The 15490-nt window shown below is 58.0% G+C and carries 9 protein-coding genes, 1 tRNA gene and 1 pseudogene; 9 read left to right on the top strand and 2 right to left on the bottom strand.

Features of this window, described 5'->3' with window-relative positions; all coding sequences use genetic code 11:
• The first annotated feature begins 1 nt into the window (after position 1).
• The 4 genes from D3878_RS06190 (at position 2) to D3878_RS06175 (ending at position 3864) form a co-directional block, all read left to right on the top strand.
• Positions 2–2260, top strand: coding sequence for a RelA/SpoT family protein (locus D3878_RS06190; RefSeq protein ID WP_119784674.1), 2259 nt, complete (start codon positions 2–4; stop codon positions 2258–2260).
• A 40-nt stretch (positions 2261–2300) separates the two neighbouring features.
• Entirely contained in the window at positions 2301–2765 is a 465-nt protein-coding gene (locus tag D3878_RS06185) for a TIM barrel protein (protein WP_119784673.1), read from the top strand.
• A gap of 32 nt (positions 2766–2797) precedes the next feature.
• Positions 2798–2874: transfer RNA gene (locus D3878_RS06180), tRNA-Val, on the top strand.
• Between the two features lie 351 nt (positions 2875–3225).
• Positions 3226–3864 carry a PEP-CTERM sorting domain-containing protein gene (locus D3878_RS06175; RefSeq protein ID WP_119784672.1) on the top strand — a complete coding sequence of 213 codons (639 nt, stop codon included), beginning with the start codon at positions 3226–3228 and terminating at the stop codon, positions 3862–3864.
• Positions 3865–3956: 92 nt separating this feature from the next.
• Here the strand turns inward: D3878_RS06175 and D3878_RS06170 are convergent.
• Positions 3957–4130: pseudogene (locus D3878_RS06170) on the bottom strand (transposase); the annotation flags it as partial.
• A gap of 320 nt (positions 4131–4450) precedes the next feature.
• Here D3878_RS06170 and D3878_RS06165 point away from each other — a divergent pair.
• The 3 genes from D3878_RS06165 to D3878_RS06155 are packed head-to-tail and all read left to right on the top strand — an operon-like array spanning position 4451 to position 10346.
• Positions 4451–6046 (top strand): ShlB/FhaC/HecB family hemolysin secretion/activation protein, encoded by a 1596-nt coding sequence (locus D3878_RS06165; RefSeq protein WP_119784671.1) that lies wholly within the window; start codon positions 4451–4453, stop codon positions 6044–6046.
• Positions 6047–6076: 30 nt separating this feature from the next.
• Positions 6077–9649 carry a two-partner secretion domain-containing protein gene (locus D3878_RS06160; RefSeq protein WP_119784670.1) on the top strand — a complete coding sequence of 1191 codons (3573 nt, stop codon included), beginning with the start codon at positions 6077–6079 and terminating at the stop codon, positions 9647–9649.
• Positions 9618–10346 carry a FecR family protein gene (locus D3878_RS06155; protein WP_119784669.1) on the top strand — a complete coding sequence of 243 codons (729 nt, stop codon included), beginning with the start codon at positions 9618–9620 and terminating at the stop codon, positions 10344–10346. Before D3878_RS06160 ends, D3878_RS06155 begins: the two co-directional genes overlap by 32 nt.
• Before the next feature lie 6 nt (positions 10347–10352).
• Here the strand turns inward: D3878_RS06155 and D3878_RS06150 are convergent, their stop codons facing one another.
• Positions 10353–12725 carry a GspE/PulE family protein gene (locus tag D3878_RS06150; protein ID WP_119784668.1) on the bottom strand — a complete coding sequence of 791 codons (2373 nt, stop codon included), beginning with the start codon at positions 12723–12725 and terminating at the stop codon, positions 10353–10355.
• 288 nt (positions 12726–13013) lie between these two features.
• Between D3878_RS06150 and D3878_RS06145 the strand changes: the two genes are divergently transcribed.
• On the top strand, positions 13014–13778 hold the full coding sequence (locus tag D3878_RS06145; protein ID WP_119784667.1) for a 3',5'-cyclic-nucleotide phosphodiesterase: 765 nt from the start codon (positions 13014–13016) through the stop codon (positions 13776–13778).
• Between the two features lie 48 nt (positions 13779–13826).
• On the top strand, positions 13827–15470 hold the full coding sequence (locus D3878_RS06140; protein ID WP_119784666.1) for a GAF and HD-GYP domain-containing protein: 1644 nt from the start codon (positions 13827–13829) through the stop codon (positions 15468–15470).
• Positions 15471–15490 lie beyond the last annotated feature (20 nt).

Raw genomic sequence — 15490 nt, 5'->3', positions numbered from 1 at the left:
CATGGTTTCCGTAACGGCCGCTGAACACTCCAGCCACGAATTGCTGGTGGCGGGCTTGAGTGCCACCGATGCCAAGCGCGTGTGCGCGGCGCTCGATTTTGTCCAGCCTTACTATGCCGGACAGAATGTCATCAAGGGCCAGGATGCCTACGAATACGCACTGACGGTGGCGGGCGTGCTGGCGCATCTGGAAGCCGATGCCGATACGCGGATTGCCGCGCTGCTGTTCGAGTTGCCGGCGCTGGCGCCGGCGCAGGGCGAGGAAATCGAAATCCGCTTCGGCAAGGAAATCGCCGATCTGGTGGCGGGCATTCGCCAATTGATGCGCCTGCATGAAACTACTTTCGAGCAACAGGAGCCGGGTAAGGGCAAGAATGCCCAGCAGCAGGCGGCGATCCAGCAGGAAACGCTGCGCAAGATGCTGCTGGCGATGGCCACCGACATGCGCGCGGTGCTGGTGCGGCTGGCGTCGCGGGTAGCCTCGCTGCGCTATTTCGCCGAGCAAAAGCTCGACACCGACCGCACCCGCGAATACGGCCGCACCACGCTCGACCTGTATGCACCGCTGGCCAATCGTCTCGGGATATGGCAGCTGAAGTGGGAACTGGAAGACTTGTCGTTCCGCTTCATCGAGCCGGAAACCTACAAGCGCATCGCCAGGATGCTCGAGGAAAAACGCCTCGGCCGCGAAGCTTTCGTCGCCGAAGCCATCGCGCGCCTGCAGTCCGAGATGGCCGCAGCCGGTATCGAGGCCGAAGTCTCCGGTCGCCCCAAGCATATTTACAGCATCTGGAGCAAGATGAAGGGCAAGTCGCTCGACTTTGCCTCGCTCTACGACGTACGTGCCTTCCGCGTGATCGTCAAGGATGTCAAGACTTGCTATACGGTATTGGGCATCGTGCACCATATCTGGACGCCGATCCCGGATGAATTTGACGACTATATCGCCCGCCCCAAGGGCAACGGATATCAGTCATTGCACACGGTAGTGACGGCGGAAGACGGCCGCGCGCTGGAAGTGCAGATCCGCACCCGCGAAATGCACCAGTTCGCCGAGTATGGCGTGGCGGCACACTGGCGCTACAAGGAAGCCGGCGGCGCCAATTTCGCTGCCAAGAAATACGATGAAAAGATCGCCTGGCTGCGTCAATTGCTGGCGTGGAAGAGCGAGGTCACCGATGCCGTGGTGGGCCAGGACGAGGGGCGCCGCGAATGGGTCGAAAAGCTCAAGTCGGCTACCCTGGATGACCGCATCTACGTGATGACGCCGCAGGCGCGCGTGATCGAATTGCCCTCCGGCGGCACACCGATCGATTTTGCCTACCACTTGCACAGCGATATCGGCCACCGTTGCCGCGGCGCGCGCGTCGATGGCGCCATGGTGCCGCTGAATACGCCCCTGAAAAATGGCCAGACGGTGGAGATCATCACCGCCAAGGGCAGCAGCGCCGCCTCGGCCGGGCCGTCGCGCGACTGGCTGAGCCAGGGCTATGCCGCCAGTTCACGCACGCGCGCCAAGGTGCGCGCGTGGTTCAATGCGCTCGACCAGCAAGCCACTTTGGCGACGGGGCGTGGCCTGATCGAAAAGACCCTGCAGCGTGAAGGCAAGACTGCGGTCAATCTGGAAGAACTGGCGCACAAGCTGGGATTCGCCAAGCCGGACGACTTGTTCCTGTCGGTCGGCAAGGATGAATTCAGTTTGCGCACGGTGGAACACGCCCTGCACGAGGGCGAGGCGGCGAAGCAGCCGCCGGCCAATCCGGATGCGGCGGTGGTGACGCGCAAAAGCCGCGCCTCGAGCGTGGCGCAGGGCGCCAAGTCGGGCGTGCTGGTGGTCGGCACCGAGGGCTTGCTGACGCAGCTGGCCAAGTGCTGCAAGCCGGCGCCGCCGGACAAGATCGTCGGCTTCATTACGCGCGGCAAGGGTGTGTCGATCCATCGCGCCGATTGCAAGAATTTCGCCGAGATGATCGTGCATGCACCGGAGCGGGTGATCCAGACCAACTGGGGCGAGGCCGGCAAGGAAACCGTCTATCCGGTCGATATCTTCATCATTGCCCAGGATCGCCAGGGGCTGTTGCGCGACATCTCCGAGATACTGATGCGGGAAAAGATCAACGTCATCGGTGTCAGCACGCAAAGCGCGAAAGGGCAGGCACGCATGGCGTTTACCGCAGAGATCGGTTCGACCGCGCAACTCGTCAAGGCGCTGGCGGTCATCCGCGAAGTGACTGGCGTGATCGACGCGCGGCGCAAGTAAGCGGTAAGCCGGTAAGCCAGTGATTGATTCCTGAATCCTTATGCCGAAACTCGCCGCCAACCTGAGCCTGATGTACAACGAATACGCCTTCCTCGACCGCTTTGCCGCGGCGGCGGCCGATGGCTTCGCGGGCGTGGAATTCCTGTTTCCCTATGATTTCACCGCGGCGGAAGCGCATGCGATTTGCCGGGAAGTTGGCGCGTCAAATTTGAAAGTGCAGTGCGACCTGTACCATTGCCAGATCCTCGAGGGCGATCTGGCGACCACGCTGCGGCGGGATATGGCCGGAATCGACCATGTCCAGATTGCTGGGGTGCCGCAGCGCCACGAGCCTGACCTGGGGGAGGTGAATTTCCCATATTTGTTCGCCTTGCTGGACGAGCTGGGGTATGCGGGCTGGGTCGGCTGCGAGTATCGCCCACGTGCCGGAACTTCCGCCGGTTTGGGGTGGCTGCGTGAATGGTGCAGCGGCAAAAATGCCAAATCGCAAGCAACTCTAGCGTAATTCAAAAAATGCCGTTATAATTTCGCTTCTTTAGGCGCGTAGCTCAGCTGGTTAGAGCACTACCTTGACATGGTAGGGGTCGTTGGTTCGAGTCCAATCGTGCCTACCAAATTCATCCTTTGTTTTCAATGACTTAGTGACGGGTTTGGTTTTCTGGGGAAGATCGGGGGAGGAATCCCGGTTTTCGGCTCCCATGGCAGCCTCCAGAATCCGCCTTTCACTATCCCCATCAGCGCCTGGAATCCAGTGCGCATATTTCTCAAAAAGCATCGTTACACTGTGGCCTGCCTGCAAGTCAACGCAGCAGGATTGACGCCATGCATCAGTATCTATGCTTATCTTAAAGTACGTTATCTAGATGGAATCCCTAAAGGTAACATGTGTCGACTAACTTTACATATTGATTGTGAGACCTGTCTCTAACGTTGTTAAGTCATTGAATACATTCGATTAAGAAAAAATGGCACAAAAATTGCATTCTATAAATTATTTCGCAGAAATAATGGAGTGTGCCATGTTCTCGTTGCGTAATTTAACTGTAGCACTGTGCTTAACCGTCGGAGCTTTAATTCAACCGGTCGCGAATGCGGCTCCAGTTGATGTTTCATATTCAGTTACAGGCAATGCGGGAAATTGGGTTCTTGATTTTTCGGTGACTAATAATTTAGGTGGTGCTAATAACTTGTACTTCTTCGGTGTTGATCTGCCTACTCGTGACATAGTAAATACGCCAACTGGCTGGGACCAAAACGTATGGACTAGTTGGAACAATTCGACTTATGGGGGCTCCACTAATACTTACAATAATGTTTGGATTCGATCGCTCAGCACTGGCTTCATTTCCAATGGTCAAACATGGAGCGGATTCCAAGTGCATTTGGCAGACTTAGAACTTCCTTCCAGTATTGATTGGTTCGCATTCGCTTTTGGTGGTACCTACACTGGAAGTGGGTATTTTAACAATGCGAATAATCCCGGATTTGAAGGAACTATAGTTGTATCTCAAACGGCATCAAATGATGTGCCAGAACCGGAAACGATCTCTTTACTTGCATTAGGACTTTTGGCGGCTACGCTGGCGCAGCGGAAGAAAAGCTAATAAAACAAATAAGTTATATTTAAAATTGAGTAACCCGCTTCGGCGGGTTATTTACTGCCTATCTTAATAGGCCTGTTGCCCGTCACGCACCATTTTTTTGCCAATTCCGCGGCGACAATCTCGGCCTTTAAGCGCTTCTCGGCATACATCTTCTTCAGGCGCCGATTCTCTTCCTCCAGCTCCTTTATCCGGGCCATCATGGAGGCATCCATGCCGCGCTACTTGCTGCGCCACCGGTAAAACAGTGCCGAACTCATGCCATGTTCCGAATGCCAGATGAATAATGCCGGTGAATCGACCGTCATTATGTTCCCAGCGGCTCAGGTGTCGTTCTGAAATCTGATCCCGCATGCCCTATACCGTGTTTAACGATGATTTACATTGCTATAAGTAATTTGTTTGCTATCTCGAAACAATTTATTTAACATTGACAAGAATAAACATTGCCATTGACATGGTTTTAGCAGTTGCACGGCTTGCACATTTCTTTATAGAAATTTTCTAGGCATGCTGGCTCCTTTCAATTTTCTGCTTCCAAACTGTATTTGAGACAGCGCCGTCTACCGTCAGAGTCAGCAAAACAATAATGAAATTTCCCTATTCCCGCCTGATTCTCGGCGCAATGCTTTCCGCTGCGACTATGGTCCATGCGGCCGTGGATGCCGACAATCCGATTGGCCGTTTCGAAATTACCCGTTTTGAGGTGGAAGGCAATACCCTGCTGAAGCCGGAAGCGATGCAAACCTTATTGGCGCCGTTTGCCGGCAAGGCGCGCGATTTTGGTTATGTCCAGCGTGCCCTGGAAGCACTTGAAGCGGCTTATCACAAGCGCGGCTTCAAACTGGTGCAAGTGGTGCTGCCGGAGCAGGAGTTGAACCAGGGCGTAGTGCGCCTGCGCGTGGTGGAGACCCGTGTGGGCACCGTGACGGTGCAGGGCAACCAGTTCGTCGATGCCGCCAATGTGCGCCGCAGCCTGCCGCAGTTGCGCGAGGGCGAGGTACCGGCCGTTGACGATATTTCCGCCAGCCTGCGCATGGCCAATGAAAACCCTGCCAAGAAAACTACGCTGAACCTGCAGAGCGGCGAACGCGAAGGCGTGATCGATGCGGTGCTGAAGGTGCAGGATGAAAAGCCCTGGACCATCGGCCTGAATCTCGATAACAGCGGACAATCCGCGACCGGCAAGCACAATATCGGCGTGTTGTACCAGCATGCGAACGTCGGCGGCCTCGACCACGTCCTGAGCCTGCAATACCAAACCACCGTGGAAGAGCCGAACCGGGTCGGCGTTTATGGCGTCGGCTACCACATTCCGCTGTATGCGCTGGGCGACTCAATCGATTTGTTCGGCAGCTATTCGGATGTCGATTCGGGCACCGTTGCCGCTGGCCTGGTCAACCTGAATATCAGCGGCCGCGGCACCGTGCTGGGCGCGCGCTATAACCAGACCCTGGTGCGGCGCGGCGAATACGACAGCAAGCTGATCTACGGTATTGATTACAAGGCTTACCAGAGCGATGTGCAAATCCCGGGCGTGCCGCTGCAGCTGGGTAATGATGTTACGGTGCGTCCGCTCAGCGTGACCTACACTGGCAACTGGGTACCGGGCGCCAGCGCGATTAATTATTATGTCAGTGCGATCCATAATCTGCCTGGCGGCGAAAACGGCAGCAATACGGACTTTGGCCTGGCGCGATTCGGTGCGCCTGCTTCCTACAAGATGCTGCGCTTTGGCGCGGGCTTGAACCATGCCTTTGCCAATGACTGGCAGGTGCGCCTGACGATGAATGGCCAGTACACGCCCGATGCGCTGGTGCCGGGCGAGCAGTTCGGCGCCGGTGGCGCATCTTCCGTGCGCGGCTATCGGGAGCGCGAGGTTTTCAACGATTCGGGATATTACGCCAGCGCGGAAGTGTACACGCCCAACCTGTGTAGCAGCCTGCCCTGGAACGGTGCGCAATGCCGGATGCTCGGATTCATCGATGGCGCCGGTCTCAGGCGCAACAAGCCCCTGCCGGGCGAGCGTGCGCGCAATGCCATCAGCAGCGCTGGTGTCGGCCTGCGTGTTTCGCTGCAAAAGCAGCTGGCCGTGCAACTAGATGTCGGTCATGCCATGGCGAGCACCGGGACTACCTCGACAGGAGACGATCGCCTGCACTTCAAGTTGAACTGGTCGTACTAGGATGCTCGGGTCGTGACAAGGAAATATGCTATGAAGAAAAATGCCGAATTGCGCCGCAAGCTGTTGCCGCTGTTGATAGCCGGCTGCTTTGGTGCCGGGCAGGCGCTGGCCAATCCGTTCGGGGCGCAGGTCGTCAATGGCCAGGTCTCGATTGCCAGTCAGGGTAACGTCCTGACCGTGACCAATTCGCCGGGTGCCATCATCAATTGGCAGAGTTTTTCCATCGGCGCCGGCGAACTGACCAAGTTCGTGCAGCAAGGCGCTTCCAGCACGGTGCTGAACCGCATCGTCGGGCAGGACCCGAGCCAGATTCTCGGCGCGCTGCAGTCGAATGGCCGGGTGCTCCTGATTAATCCCAACGGCATCCTGTTCGGCCACGGGGCGCAAGTCAATGTGGGCGGCCTGGTAGCGTCGACGCTCAATATCAGTAACGACGATTTTCTTGCCGGTCGCATGAAATTCCAGGCGGGCGACAAGGCCGCCAACCTGCAAAACCAGGGCAATATCACCAGCGCCGCCGGCGGGCAGATTTACCTGATCGCGCCGAATGTCGAGAACAGCGGCATATTGACGTCGCCCAAGGGCGAGGTGGTGCTGGCAGCAGGCCGCAGCGTGCATCTGGTCGATGGCGCCAATCCGGACTTGCATGTGGTGGTGAGTGCACCGGACAACCAGGCGATCAACCTCGGCCAGGTGGTGGCGGACAGCGGCAAGGTCGGCATTTATGGCGCGCTGATCAGGCAGCGCGGCCTCGTCAGCGCCAACAGCGCGGTGGTGGGCGAGAATGGCAAGATCGTCTTCAAGGCCAGCAAGGATGCCTTGCTGGAAGCGGGCAGCCAGACCACGGCCACCGGCGCCGGCGTCGGCGGCACTGTTCACGTGCTGGGCGAACGGGTGGGGTTGACCGGAAATGCCAGCATCGATGCCAGCGGCCAGACTGGCGGCGGCACTGTACTGGTAGGCGGCGATTATCAGGGCAAGAATGCGGCGCTTACGAATGCAGTCCAAACGGTACTTGGCAGGGATGCCGAGATCAGGGCGGATGCCGGCACGCAGGGAAATGGCGGCAAGGTCATCGTATGGTCTGACGAACTGACCCGGGCGTATGGCGCCATTTCAGCAAGAGGCGGCGCGCAGGGCGGCGATGGCGGTTTTGTCGAGGTGTCTGGCAAACAGCGGCTGAACTTCGATGCGACGGTGGATATAAGTGCTCCGAAAGGGAAGGCTGGATCGCTGTTGCTTGATCCACGAGACATCATCGTTCAGGGCGGTACTGCGGCATCCGGCGATTCCGCGCTAGTCAATGACAATTTTGTCGATAGTAATGATGCCGATGCGGTCACGGATATCACTATTTCCGAGAACAAGCTGGAGAATCTGAGCGGGAGCATCACCCTGCAGGCGAGCCGGGACGTCAAGTTTGATGCATTTTCGAACGGCAATCTGAACCTCATTGGGGTCACCAATGGCAACACTTTTTCGATCTTGGCAGGTCGGGACATCATTTCCTCCGATCCGCTTTCCACTGACGCGATTTCCACAAACGGCGGGGCGATCAATTTCACGACCTCGACAGGACAAATCAATCTCGGCGGCAGCCTGAACAGCAACGGCGGCCTGATTTCGCTGAATGCCGCCGGGGCGCTAAGTGTCGGCGCCATCAGTTCCACGAATGGTTCTTCTGCCGGCAACATTAATCTGACTTCGGTAGGCGCCATGACGCTTGGCCGTATTGGCGGGATCAATGCAAATGGGTCCCCGCCAGGCGATGTGACGCTCTCTGCTGGTGGCGCAATCAATATGCTGAATGGTAATTACATCAGCGCCAACCGGTTGAAAGCGACGGCAGTTGGCGGCATCAACGATGGTGCAAGCGGCCCTGTGCACACGCAAGTGACAACCTTGAATGCGCGCAATTCCGGTTCGGGCGACATTTATTTTTACAACAGCGGCAGCACGCTGACGATCGACGATATCGGTGCGGTTGGATATGGCATCAAGCAGGATCTTGGCGGACAAAACATTACCGTCGATACCGGCGGCAATCTCAGCATTCTTTCGCCCATCACCACCGACAATGGCAGCATCGACGTATGGGCGGCCCTCGCGCTGAGCAATGCCGCGAATCTGACTGCGTCGAGCGGCAATGTGGACCTGACTGCCTATGGCGGCAATCTGCAGAACACCGGCAATATCTTCGCGGGCAATGGCAATGCTTATCTGTTTGCGCCCGGGAGCGGCGTGATCAACAATTACGGCAGTGTCACGGCGAATAACGGTGTCACGGTGCTGGATGCCGGCGCGGGGATCAACCACTATGGCACGATTTCCAACAATGGCGGTTATACGCAACTGGCAGTCAGCAATGCAGAGGGCACTCTCTATACCGATGCCGCATCGCAGATTAACAATGTGGGCGGCAATATAGACCTGGTGGCCGACAAGATGGACCTGGGCGGTGGGGTCGATGCTACCGGCGGCTATGTCTGGCTGATGCCGAATTCCTCGATCGCCATCGATGTCGGCACGGGCGCCAGCAATGCCAAGACGGCGACGTTGGAACTCTCCAATGCCGAACTCAACAAGGTTAAGGCCAACAAGCTGGTCATCGGCGACGGCACCAACACTGGGGCACTGACCATCAAGTCCGGATTGTTCGGCGGGGCAAATAATGCACTGGAAAACATTACGAGCGTGCTTACCTTCTATACGGCTGGCAGCATCACTCAGGATGCCGGTGCAATCATTGCGGCGCCTGCCGTGGAAGCCATCGGTAGCGACGTCAACCTGATGGAAGCAAATGGTACGGGCGTCATTTCGGGGGAAGCTACTGCGGGCGATTTCCAGTATCGCTCCATCAATCTGCTGACGCTGAGTTACGGTCACCTGAGCACCGGCATTACCGTGCTGCCGGGCAATACAATCCGGCTGGAGTCGGATTCTGGCATTAACCAAGCATTCGGCAGTCCACTGATCGGTGGACAACTGGTGATGAAGACGCCGGGTTCTGTTTATCTGGGAGACTTTGGCAACAACGTTTCCAAGGTCGCTGCTGACCTTTCTGTTGGTGGTACCGGGATTGGCAGCTTTGCCATGCTTAATTCCGGTAATCTGGCTGTGGATGGATCGTTTTATGGCATTGCCGGCATCACTACCAATAACCAGAACGTGGAAATCTCGGTGCCGTCAATGAGCTTCACCATCTTGGAGAATCAGCCAATCTCTACCGGCGCCGGTGGGAAAACCTTGCGTTATGATGGTCTGTTGGGCGGCGGCGCCAGTACAACCACTTCTACAACGAGCACCAGTACATCAAGCACCAGCACGACGAGTACTGCCGGTACAAGCAGTACGACCACGACTACCGGCGGGACGACGACCACAACCCTTTCAAATGCAGATCTCAATAATATTGTCGTTGAAAAATCAACCAACACTATCGTGAACAGCAGTTCAACGGTCGTTCCGGATTCCGGATCATCGACGCAAGACACACAGCAGGAAAAAGAGCAGAAAACATCGCGCAGCAATGACGTGATTGCCAGAGAAGACCAAAGTGGAGCAAGCAAAAATGAAGCCGCGCAAAAACTGTATTGCAATTAATTTCTGCTTTGCGCTGCTGTTGCTGCTGTGTGGCTTGCATGCCCATGCCGCACAGGTGGCCGGTACTGTCACGGACCTGAATGGCCCGCTGCTGGCCAAAAAAGCCGATGGCACGGCCAAGGTGCTGGCGCAAAAATCACTGGTTGAGGAAGGCGATTTGCTGGTCACTGAAAAGGAAACCTATGCGCGCATCAAATTCCTCGACAATAGCGAAGTGACTTTGCGACCAGGAACGCAATTCAAGGTTGAGCGCTTTTCCTACGAACAGGACAAGCCGCAAAACGACAACGCGTTCTTCAGTCTCCTGAAGGGCGGCTTGCGCGCGGTATCGGGTACGGTGGGAAAGCGCAGTCGCGAGCGTACCGGACTGAATACGCCGGCGGCCACCATCGGCATCCGGGGCACGATCTATGTTGCTGAATACACCCCTCCCGGCGGGGTGGATGGACGCGCTCCAGGGCTGTATGTCCAGGTGCTGGACGGGATGATCCATTTGACCAATAACGGCGGCACGCAAAATTTCTCGGCAGGCCAGTTCGGCTTTACGCCAAATCTGCAGCAGCCGCCTGTGATACTGCCGTCCAACCCGGGCATGCAGTTCACGCCGCCGCCGGCATTTTCCTCGTCGTCAGGAATTTTGGGTGGCAGCGGAACGGGGGTGGTCGGGATTACCGAGGTGAATTGCGAGGTGCGCTGATTTTATTTACTTGATGCAGACGGCGCGCACCTGCTTGATGTCGGTAATGCCCGAGAGGATCTTCTCGATGCCGTCCATCTTCAGGGTCAGCATGCCGTCTTCCAGCGCTGCTGCCAGCAGTTGCGCCACCCGCGCATGTTCCTGCAGCAGTTTCTTGATCTTGTCGCTGCCTGTCATCAGTTCATGCAGGCCCACGCGGCCCTTGTAGCCGCCGCTGCAGGCGTCGCAGCCGACCGCCTTGTAGAGCGTGAACTGTCCCTGGTCGTTGGCGTAGTGCTTTTTCCAGTTGGCCAGCACGGCGGCCCGGGCAGCATCCGCATCCTTCTTGAAGATTTCCGTGTTCAGCAATTCGGCGCAATATTCCTGCAATAACTGCTGCACTTCCTGCGGCGTCGGCGTGTAGGCGATCTTGCACTTGCCGCACAGGCGCTTGGCCAGGCGCTGCGCCAGAATGCCAAGCAGGGCATCGGCGAAATTGAACGGGTCCATGCCCATGTCGAGCAGGCGCACGATCGATTCCGGCGCGCTGTTGGTGTGCAGCGTGGAAAACACCAGGTGGCCGGTCAGCGAGGCTTCGATGCCCATGGCCACGGTTTCCTTGTCGCGCATCTCGCCGACCATGATGATGTCCGGGTCGGCGCGCAGGAAGGCGCGCATGGCGGTGGCGAAGTCGAGGCCGGACTTGCGGTTGACCTGGACCTGGCGCAAGCCTTTCTGGGTGATTTCCACCGGGTCTTCGGCGGTCCAGATCTTGGTGTCGGGCGTGTTCAGGAAGTTCAGCACCGAGTGCAGGGTGGTGGTCTTGCCCGAGCCGGTCGGGCCGCACACGAAGAACAGGCCGTAGGGTTTGCCGACGGTGTCTTTCAGGCGCGCCAGGTTGTGCGGCAATACGCCGAGTTTCTCCAGCGGGATCGGTTCGCCGGCGGCGAGAATCCGCATGACGATGTCTTCCACGCCGCCGGCCGAGGGGATGGTGGCCACGCGCAGTTCGATGTCGAGCGGGCCGAATTTCTTGAACTTGATCTTGCCGTCCTGCGGCTTGCGACGCTCGGAAATATCGAGATCGCACATGATCTTGATGCGCGCGGCGATGGCGGCACGATAGCTGGCGGGGATTTCGATGTAGGGCTCGAGCGAGCCATCCTTGCGGAAGCGGATATGGGTTTTTTCCTTGCCGGGGCGCGGCTCGATATGGATGTCGGAGGCGCCCTGGCGGTAAGCATCGATGATGACCTTGTTGACCAGCTTGACCAGTTCGTTGTCGGCGGCGGCTGACAGTTCGGCTTCGGCAGCCTCGCCGCTGTCTTCATCGCCGTCTTCCATGTCCGACAGCAGGTCGCCGACCGATGTGGTGTCTTCCTGGACGCCATAATACAGGTCGAGCGTCTGGCGGAAATCATGTCGGGTGGTGACGCGGAAGACAAACCGCGACTTCGGAAAGATATTGGCGAGGATGCGGCTGTTCCTGATGCGCTCCGGATCGGTCGAGAAGATCACGATGCCTTCCGGCGATTCTTCCAGCGGCAGCCACAGGTTTTGTTCGACAAAGTCGCGTTTCAGGTTTTTCAGCAGATCCAGCGGCTTGACCCGTTCGGCCTTGTGCGCTGCATAGGGCACGCCATAGAACTTGGCCAATGCCTCGCCCACCGTTGCCAGCTTGATCTGGAATTCGCTGACCAGGACTTCCTCGATATCGACATTCTTGCGGCGCGCCGAGCGCGTCGCCAGTTCGAATTCCGGCACCGACAGGATCGCATCGGCAACCAGTGAATCATATTTCGAGCGTACCAGTGGTGAAGGTTTCAGGCGCTGGTTGAACGCAATCGCCAGGGTGGCGCACAATTCCTTGACGCCTTCCTCGGCGACTTCGGTAAATGGCCCGTCCGAACGGTTGTTGATCAGCTGGATCACGCCCAGCAGCTCGGCATTTTGCGCATCCATCAGCGGCGCAATCAGCATTTGCCTGGTGCGGTAGCCGGTGCGGCGGTCGACTTCGCGCAGGAACGCGAGCGGCGGATTGTGCGACTTCAACTCGGCTTCGTCATAAACATCGTTGACGCGAACGGTGCGTTTGAAATGGGCGGCATAGCCGGCCATGCTCTGCGGCGAAATCGGCAACTCGAGGTCGGAAAAGGAATGCAGCCCGGTCTTGACCTTGGAGACAATGAAGGATTTGTCGTTGCTGACGGCATAGATGGTGATGCGGTCGCAGTCGAACAGGTCGCAGATATCCTTGGGCAGATCGAGCATGATCTGCTCCAGGTTGCCAGTGGCGTGGATCTTGTTGGTGACGGCTTGCAGCTTCTGGAAAAACTGCAGGCGGCTATCCGCATTGGCTGCCATGGCAGGGGGGCTTTGAGGATTCAGTGCAGCGCTCATATCGTGATTGTCATGGGTGGGCAGCGGGAAGCCGAGGCGTGAAAATGTATCATGCCATGGATCAATTCTGATGGTAAATAATAATCACTAATGGCACCGAAACGTCACGGTGCCGGCGGTAAAAGGTGGCTGTTCATGGCTAGGTGGGCAGCCTGGCGTAAAAGTGAGATGGACGACTTGGTTCACAACATTTCCTAATTACAATATGTTATCTTTCCGGCGTGCGAGACTGTTCGCAGCAGATAGCGTTGATTGGCATATTTGCAACAAAAATAACGGGACGATTCGATGAAAATGCGCGTACTCGGCTGCGCCGGGGGAATCGGCGGACGTGAAAGGCTGACGACTTCCCTGATGGTGGATTGCGACATCCTGCTGGATGCCGGCACCGGCGTCGCCAGCCTGTCGCTCGACGAACTGGCGCAGATCCGCCACGTCTTCATTACGCACAGCCATCTCGACCACGTTGCCGGGCTGGCCTTGCTGGTCGATGCGGCGCAGGTTAACAAAGCCGGCGGCATTACCGTGTATGCCACACAAAAGGTGATCGATGCCTTGAAAAAGCACTTGTTCAACTGGGTATTGTGGCCGGATTTCAGCACCATCCCGAACGAAAACGCCCCGGTGATGCGCTGGCAGGCGATCGAGCACGACGTCACGCTGGCGCTGGACGGGCGCCTGATCACGCCATTTGCAGTCAACCATACAGTGGGTTCGTCGGCATACTGGATGCGTGCAGCCAGCGGCGGTTTCCTGTTTACCGGCGACATGGGTTCGACGCCCGCCTTGTGGGAAAAACTGGCGGCTGAACCGCTGCTGCGGCAAGTCATCGTCGATTGTTCCTTCACCAATGCCGATCGCGCCCTGGCCGAGATGTCGCTGCATTTTTGTCCACATACGCTGAGCGAGGAAATCCGCGCCGTGCCGCAGTCGATCGAATTCCTGATCTATCACTTGAAGCCCGGCCAGGAAGAACTGATCATGCGCGAACTGATGCAGGAGGGCGGCCGGCCATTCCGGGCCGTACGCTGCGGCGACGTATTTGAATACTAGTGTTTTTGTTTCGCCAGTCGCAGTCCCGTTAATTGAGGTTTTTTTCGCATGAATTCCCTGCATCCTTCCGAAGTGTCGCTGCGCCTGGAGCAATTGACCGAGCTGAGCGTGGCGCTGAGCAGCAGCCGCGATATCGGGCATTTGCTGGAGCGGATCCTGCGCGCCGCCAAAAGCATGACGCATGCCGATGGCGGCACCCTGTACCGCACCAGCGCGGACCATGGCAGCCTGTGCTTCAGCATCGCCATCAATGACACCCTGAAGATGAACCTCGGCGGCGCTTCCGGCCAGCCGGTCAATATCCCCGGCATTCCGCTGCGGGATGCGGATGGCAAACCGAACATGGCCGCCGTGGCGGCGTATGCCGCCCATACCAGCACATCGGTCAACATTGCGAACGTCTATGACACCGGTTTGTTCAATTTTTCCGGGATGCGGCAGTTCGACGACAAATACCGGTACCATTCGCAGTCGCTGCTGACGGTGCCGATGACGGACCACGAGGGCGAGCTGATCGGCGTGCTGCAACTGATCAACGCCAGGCACCCGCAAAGCGGCGCGACGCAGCCGTTCAGCGATACCGACCGGCGTTTCATCGAGGCGCTGGCGTCGCAGGCGGCGATGGCGATCACCAACCGGCATTTGATCGAACGGCTGGAAACCCTGTTCGAATCCTTCGTCAAGCTGATCAATATCGGCATCGACGAGAAATCCCCGCATACCGGCCGGCATTGCGAACATGTGCCGGAGCTGACCATGATGCTGGCCGAGGCGGCGCACGCCACCGATTCGGGGCCGCTGGCCGGTTTTGCCATGAGCGAGCGCGACCGCCGCGAGTTGTGGCTGGCGGGCCTTTTGCACGATTGCGGCAAGATCACCACGCCCGTGCATGTGGTGGAAAAGGCCACCAAGCTGCAAACCCTGTATGACCGCATTGCGACGGTCGATACCCGCTTCGAGGTGCTGAAGCGCGATGCGCACATCCGCGCGCTGGAAGCGAAGTGCGCCCTGCTTGAAGGGCGCGAGCGGGGCGATGGGGGCGATGGCGCCGCCATCGAAGCCCGCCTGCGCGCGCAAACCGCAAGCCTGGATGCCGATCGCGACTTCCTGCGGCGCGCCAATATTGGCGGCGAATTCATGCGACCGGAAGACCAGGAGCGGGTGGCACGGATCGCCGCTTATCGCTGGCGCGGTCCGGATGGCGTCGAGCGGCCCTTGCTGGACGCCGAAGAAGAGGAGAATCTGAAGATCCGCGCCGGCACTCTCAATGACGCCGAGCGCGAGATCATCAACAACCACATCGCCGTCACCATCCGCATGCTGGAATCGCTGCCGTGGCCGCGCCACCTGGAAAACGTGCCGGAATACGCCGGCGGCCACCATGAACGCATGGATGGCAAGGGTTATCCGAAGGGACTGACGCGCGAGCAGATGTCGCTGCAGGCGCGCATGATGGCCATCGCCGACATCTTCGAGGCGCTGACCGCCAAAGACCGGCCCTACAAGAAGGGCAAGACCCTGTCGGAGTCGCTGCAGATCCTCGGCGGCTTTTGCCAGCGCAATCACATCGATCCGGACCTGTTTGACGTCTTCGTGCGCAGGCAGGTATATCTCGAATATGCCCGCAAGTTCATGGATCCGGCGCAGATCGATGCCGTCGATGTCGGCGCCATTCCCGGTTACGTCCCCTGAGGGGCGGGTCCGGTTCAACA

Origin of the sequence: Noviherbaspirillum sedimenti, from assembly GCF_003590835.1 — a bacterium.
GTDB lineage: Bacteria > Pseudomonadota > Gammaproteobacteria > Burkholderiales > Burkholderiaceae_D > Paucimonas > Paucimonas sedimenti.
The sequence above is the reverse complement of the archived record's forward strand: the minus strand, read 5'-3'. Positions and strand labels throughout refer to the sequence as shown.

Excerpts from the sequence above, each read along its gene's own strand:
- D3878_RS06190 (WP_119784674.1), top strand. The coding sequence starts at position 2 with ATGGTTTCCGTAACGGCCGCTGAACACTCCAGCCACGAATTGCTGGTG.
- D3878_RS06185 (WP_119784673.1), top strand. The coding sequence starts at position 2,301 with ATGCCGAAACTCGCCGCCAACCTGAGCCTGATGTACAACGAATACGCC.
- D3878_RS06175 (WP_119784672.1), top strand. The coding sequence starts at position 3,226 with ATGGCACAAAAATTGCATTCTATAAATTATTTCGCAGAAATAATGGAG.
- D3878_RS06165 (WP_119784671.1), top strand. The coding sequence starts at position 4,451 with ATGAAATTTCCCTATTCCCGCCTGATTCTCGGCGCAATGCTTTCCGCT.
- D3878_RS06160 (WP_119784670.1), top strand. The coding sequence starts at position 6,077 with ATGAAGAAAAATGCCGAATTGCGCCGCAAGCTGTTGCCGCTGTTGATA.
- D3878_RS06155 (WP_119784669.1), top strand. The coding sequence starts at position 9,618 with ATGAAGCCGCGCAAAAACTGTATTGCAATTAATTTCTGCTTTGCGCTG.
- D3878_RS06150 (WP_119784668.1), bottom strand. The coding sequence starts at position 12,725 with ATGAGCGCTGCACTGAATCCTCAAAGCCCCCCTGCCATGGCAGCCAAT.
- D3878_RS06145 (WP_119784667.1), top strand. The coding sequence starts at position 13,014 with ATGAAAATGCGCGTACTCGGCTGCGCCGGGGGAATCGGCGGACGTGAA.
- D3878_RS06140 (WP_119784666.1), top strand. The coding sequence starts at position 13,827 with ATGAATTCCCTGCATCCTTCCGAAGTGTCGCTGCGCCTGGAGCAATTG.